Source organism: Nostoc sp., from assembly GCF_036917815.1.
GTDB lineage: Bacteria > Cyanobacteriota > Cyanobacteriia > Cyanobacteriales > Nostocaceae > Nostoc.
Map to the genome: position 1 here is coordinate 43,488 of NZ_JBALEK010000097.1, position 6,011 is coordinate 49,498.

The 6,011-nt window shown below is 40.2% G+C and carries 3 protein-coding genes; 2 read left to right on the forward strand and 1 reads right to left on the reverse strand.

Translation table 11 applies throughout. The features are described from left to right. The first annotated feature begins 1,601 nt into the window (after positions 1 to 1,601). Together V7K97_RS29125 and V7K97_RS29130 are read left to right on the forward strand one after the other, a co-directional pair. Positions 1,602 to 2,705, forward strand: coding sequence for a sensor histidine kinase (locus V7K97_RS29125; RefSeq protein ID WP_334804432.1), 1,104 nt, complete (start codon positions 1,602 to 1,604; stop codon positions 2,703 to 2,705). Position 2,706: 1 nt separating this feature from the next. After that, entirely contained in the window at positions 2,707 to 3,390 is a 684-nt protein-coding gene (locus V7K97_RS29130; RefSeq protein WP_334804433.1) for a response regulator transcription factor, read from the forward strand. A 469-nt stretch (positions 3,391 to 3,859) separates the two neighbouring features. Here V7K97_RS29130 and V7K97_RS29135 read toward each other — a convergent pair whose 3' ends face one another. Then, positions 3,860 to 5,521 carry a DUF1565 domain-containing protein gene (locus V7K97_RS29135; protein WP_334804435.1) on the reverse strand — a complete coding sequence of 554 codons (1,662 nt, stop codon included), beginning with the start codon at positions 5,519 to 5,521 and terminating at the stop codon, positions 3,860 to 3,862. Between the last annotated feature and the right edge of the window lie 490 nt (positions 5,522 to 6,011).

A 6,011-nucleotide genomic window follows, 5' to 3' on the forward strand; every position in this document is an offset into this window, starting at 1 on the left:
ATCTAGATGATTAGACCAGTCCGAAAACTAAACTTGACCAAACAAAGGAGGTAAAGTGCTACCTCTATTAACTCAAATTAATACTCCAAAGGGCTAGGGGGGATTAAATCACAATAATAAATCGGGCAGATACTCAAAATCAAACAACGCTATTTCTGCCGCTAAACTATCAGCAACTACATCAAAATATTGTTGCTGCGTTGATTGAAGAGATATATGTGGATATGGTCTAAAACCCTTGTACTGATTGGGTTATAAGTTTCGGGACAAGTCTATTGTGCTAATATGTACGTTTACATTATTTTTTGTTTATCATCAATTTTTGTTGATTATACCTGCTTGTATCGAGCATAGAGCTTTTTTGTGAATAAGACAACGTATAAATTGATATTTAAACTAGGATATATGAAAGATATAGTTGTTTATATCCAACTTTTAGCTATAAATATATATATGACTGTTTAGTGTGTTTATATGCCTTCTAAACGCTGAACTAAGATAACTGGCAAATAAGAGTTTTTTGTACTTGTGTATTCCTGATAATTGTTGGTTAACAAGGGTAAGAGAGACTGCAATCATGCTTTCAGCAGAGCGTTGAAAAATAAATTAGGACTTACGCATTGACGGTTAGAGAGACGCCATAAATCGCCGTCTCTACAAGGAATCTATCCGTCAATTAGTTCTTGACAGACTAGACTACTAGATTAGGGACTTCCAAAGAAAAAAATATTCCAAAACTGACGCAAAAACCTCTGTATTTCTCCTCTCTCTGTGTTCTCTGCGCCTCTGTGGTTCGTTTATTTGCATAATTTATTTCTTGGAAATCCCTTATTCAATAATCTTTTTGCGATTCCTGAGTTGGGCTATCAGTGACGTAAGCAATAAAAAGTGATTTGCAAAAAGGGGAGCATCCCAAATGTGTAAATTTATTTTTTTGTAGTGATGGTTCTCTAGCCCGCTTCCTGGACATTAGGGAGCAAGATGCTCCCACTACAAATTTTATTTTGGCAAAATTGGGATGCTCCCGCAAAAAGCTGAAAGGAAGTATTTACCTTTATAGCATGGCTCTTTTGCCCCCGCCTTGAGGCGGATTGTTTTTAGTTTGGGGCTTTAAATCCCCGAATTAAAAACTTCGTTGTCAACTGTCAACTGTTTAACTTGATGCACAAGATGATTCTTTTGTACAGTGTATAACTCTTATAAATGTCTAAATCAAAAGCATATTGTGTATAAACTGTCTCTAAACTAAGAGTATATTTTTTATTTAAATGCTATCTGGATTGTTACAAATAAAGTAAATCTTACTAAAATTAAGACAAGAATCCACTTCAATAAGTAGATAGGCATAATTAAACATAAAATAAAATCCTAGTTCGTAGTGAGTGATTCATCGCTCAAAACAACAATTATCAGAACTAAAGTCCTGACTACAAACTTTAATTTATTTACGCCTAGGTACTTACTGCGTAGGTTTTGGCAAAAAAATAAAAAATGTGTAGCTTAGGAACGAAACCCAACCTACAAATATTCTTAACCGAGCAGTATTGGAATCTACTTTTCGGTTATGTAGTTAACAAAATGAACTAAAAAATCTATCCTAAATGATATTATTTTCAGCTAAAATCCTGACTAATAAATCACAATTAAGCAGATTTTCAGCCATATTTGGATTGTTTCTCAGTGTCATGTTTATGGAGTTTGAGACCCCAACTGAATATGTATTTGGATGTCTTTATATAGGCCCAATATTATTAGCAAACTCATGGTTTGGAAGAATAGCAACTTTTAAAGTGACAGTCGTTGCTGTATGCCTAACAATTTTGAATCTTTGGTTGCCAGGAGGTGAAGTCATTAAGGTATCGACAGTTGCCAGTCGAGCAATTGCTTCGATGGCGTTGATTGTAACAGGTATTTTAAGCGATCGCTTACGTCGTTCTCAAGAAGCGATCGCTCTCACTCGTGCCAAACTAGAATCTCAAGAGGAATTAGTCAAACTCCGAGAAGACTTTGCCTCGGCACTCACTCATGATTTGAAAACACCATTACTAGGAGCAATTGAGACAATTCAAGCATTTCAACAAGAAAAATTTGGCCCTGTCTTACCAGGTCAGCAACAAGTCTTAGGGACAATGGAACGCAGTCACAAGACTTCTTTGCAACTAGTAGAAACTTTGTTAGATATCTATCGCAACGATACTGAAGGCTTAAAGCTGGACTTAGCACCTGTGGATTTAACTACTTTAGCAGAAGAAGCGGCTGGCAATTTGATTGAATTAGCTGCCAATCGTCGTGTTCATCTCTCGGTTACTTATGAAGATTCTGATTGGCGACACGCACTGTGGGTTCAGGGTGATGCTTTGCAACTGCAACGAGTTTTTAATAATCTGCTTGTGAATGCCATTAATCATTCCCTGCGTGGCGGTCGGGTGGAAGTTGTCTTAAAACCACAACCTTCTTATCAAGTGGTGAAAATTTTAGATGCAGGTGCAGGTATCCAGGTGGAACAATTTACTCACCTATTTGAGCGATTTTACCAGGGACATAGCGATCGCCAAGCTAAAGGTTCTGGATTGGGGCTTTACCTATCTCGACAAATTATTGAAGCCCACGGAGGTATAATCTGGGCAGAGAATAGAGTCAGAACTGGTGCTATGTTTGCTTTCAAACTGCCCGTTTACCCGTTTCAATCTTCTCGAACTATGTGAAATGTCCTCTACTCCAATCAAAATTCTCTTAGTTGAGGACGATGAACTCTTCCGATTAGGCTTACGTATACGATTGCAACAAGAACCAGGGTTAGAGATTACTGCTGAGACTGAAGATGGCAAAACAGCTATCGAATTAGTCAAGCAAAATCCTCTGGATGTAGTGCTGTTAGATGTGGGTTTATCAGCAATCGGGGGAATCGAAGTTTGTAGACAAATTAAGCAGCAAAATCCCAATCTGCCAATCTTAGTTCTCACTTCCCATTCGCCAAAGCTCCTAATTGTGCGATTGATTGAAATAGGCGTTCAAGGATGCTGTCTCAAAGGAATTCCTGCCGAAAAATTAGTGCTGGCACTACGTTCTGTAGTTGCTGGAGCCTCCTGGTGGGATGAAACTGCAACAAAAGAGATTCGTTCTTCCTTTGTATCTGAACCGTCTCTAACTCACTCAGAAAAAATCTCAAAGCCTGCTAATCCTCTAACTGGGCGAGAACAAGAAATTCTATCGCTGTTAGCAGCCGGAAAAAATAATCAAGAAATTGCCCTCGCACTTTGTATTGCACCTGGAACAGTGCGAGTTCATGTCCACGCTATTTTACAGAAATTGGAAGTGAGCAACCGTACTCAAGCTGTGGTTGTTGCTGTACAAAAACGGTTATTAAAAGTAGGGAATTCTAAAAATTGAAGGAGGTAAGCTGTTACGTATACAACTTGCATTATCAGGGCGCTCATGTTGCCCACCCGACAATCATATTTAGGACTTACGCAAAACTACACGCTGTAGGGGCAATTCATGAATTGCCCCTACCTAAAAATCAGGGTTTTAGCTATTGTTTGCATAAGTCCTGATATTGAAAAAATATGAGTGCAAATTAAAGGCGCAACAGCTTAGGAGGGGGAGCCACCCCTTATGGGCTGGGGCTTGAACCTTCTAGCAAAATGTCAACTTAACGCTAAAAGGGCGGTTGGAAACTGCGTCTACACAGGCAAAACCCGCACTTCGACAAGCTCAGTGACCACCTGCGTGGGTTAAAAGTCCTTAATTTTCTCTTAGCCCAGAATTCGGTGTGGCTCTTGTTTGTGTAGCCGCGTTCGCCCTTGGCGTGCCGGAGGCATCATTCTATTCGCCGAGGCTTAAGTTGACCAATGACTAATCAAGCAGTCACTATATAAGCTGAGTTGATTGCTGCTACCCGCCCAGCATCTACCAAAGCTTGATACACGATCGCCGCTACCTCACCGCGTGTAGCATCGCGGGTAGGATTGAGTTGTTTCAGGTTCGGGTGATTGACGATAATTTCCTTGTTTATAGCTTTTACTACCTCATCCTTGGCATATTCAGGAATTTTGGCTTGGTCATCGAAAACTTTGATGGTTGCCGTACCATCACTAGATAACCCCAATCCATTCACCAGAGAGACAATCACTTGCACGCGCTGGATATTATTGTTGGGACCAAAGGTATTGTCGGGAAAACCAGAGAGAAATAAACCTTGATATGCCTGCTGAATTACCTTGGATGCCCAAAAATCTGCTGGTACATCTTTGAATTTAATAACTGGGCGGTTTGGCGAGGGGTTGAAAGCTTTTACCAGTAATGCCGCGTATTGTGCCCGTGTCATGGTTGCATCGGGTTTAAATGTGCGATCGGGAAAACCGTTAATTATCCCCAATTTGACTAATTCCCGAATAAACCCACCTGACCAATGATTACTAATATCGGTTAATTCGACGGTAGGCGTTGGAGTTGGAGTTGTTGGAGTTGGAGTTGTTGGAGTTGGAGTTGTTGGCGTTGAAGTTGTTGGAGTTGGAGTTGTTGGAGTTGGAGTTGTTGGAGTTGGAGTTGTTGGAGTTGTTGGCGTTGAAGTTGTTGGAGTTGGCGTTGTTGGAGTTGAAGTTGTTGGAGTTGGAGTTGTTGGAGTTGGAGTTGTTGGAGTTGGAGTTGTTGGAGTATCTGCAAACTCTACGTTTCCGGTGACTTTAGACGTATCTATTTTATTTCCCACAGAAACCAGCTTATTGGAACTGGCATTTTGTAAATCAAATTTACCGTTATTGCGTAGAATATTGCCTCCTGGATTATTGGTACTGCCGATATCCGGTAGGGCACTTGCAATGACTGTTATACCATCGTCAGTGTTATTCTCACTCACATTATTACGTAATACGGGACGAGCAGTACCAGAGATGATAATTCCAGAGCGGTTTTCAGAAATTCTGTTATCTCGAAGGGTAGGTGATGCAGTATCACTAATAGCAATGCCAAAACCTGTTTTGGAGCAGGTGTTATTTTCAATTTGACCTTTAGAATTTTTAGCGATCGCAATTCCATTGGCTGCATTCTCACTGAACACATTACCTAGAATAACTGGATTAGCTTCGCCTGTAGTAAATACCCCCTCCCGCTTATTGTTGATGAAGGTGCTATTAGCAACAGTAGGGGCAGTTGATTCAATCCAGACACCACTACCACGGCTAGCCAAATTTGTTACAGTCACTCCCCGCAGTTCGGCTTTGTCCAGCAACACAAATGTGACATTCTGACCAGCAAAAGTACGGCTTAGGTAGTTACCACTCCCTTCAATCAAAATGCCATTACCTTTGTTGGCTTCATTACCCACCACTATCACACCAGATGGAACCGTTAGCGGAAAGATTTCACCACTAGCAGCATTGTAATTACCATCTACTAGTTGAATCTTGGTATCAACAGTAGCTACCTTGAGGGCTTGCGTAATAGTTTTAAACGGGGCTTGTTGGCTACCAGCGTTGGTATTACTGCCTGATACTGGATTTACGTAAAAAGTTTGAGCCATATTTATACTTTAATAAAATACATAGCTATCCTAGCGCTAACCGTGGAAATGGGTAGCGTTTGGTGCATTAAGTAACTTAAAGTACTTCTCACTATATTTGATTTATTTCCGCCGACTTACTTAGGTGTTTTGCTTCCTTTTCAAATAACTGTATTTTCTGTAGCTTTGGTAATATATAGGACTCATATTTGATTTTTGAAATATACGTAGGGTGCGTTATGCCTCTGGCTAACGCACCACCCGAAGCTTTTGGTGCGTTCCGTTACGCGATAACACACCCTACAGATACTTAGATTTTTTCAAAAATCAAATCGGATTCCTATATTTGTACAATTTAATACAGAAAACCTCATCAAGAATTAATTACAAATCAATTAGTGCTAACTTTCATCTTTTTGACACTCTCCGACCTGAAGGTGCGGAGATTCTTAAGACTTTGCAATCTTAATATCCTGCTTGCACAGGTTCCCAGACTCAACACGTTTGCACA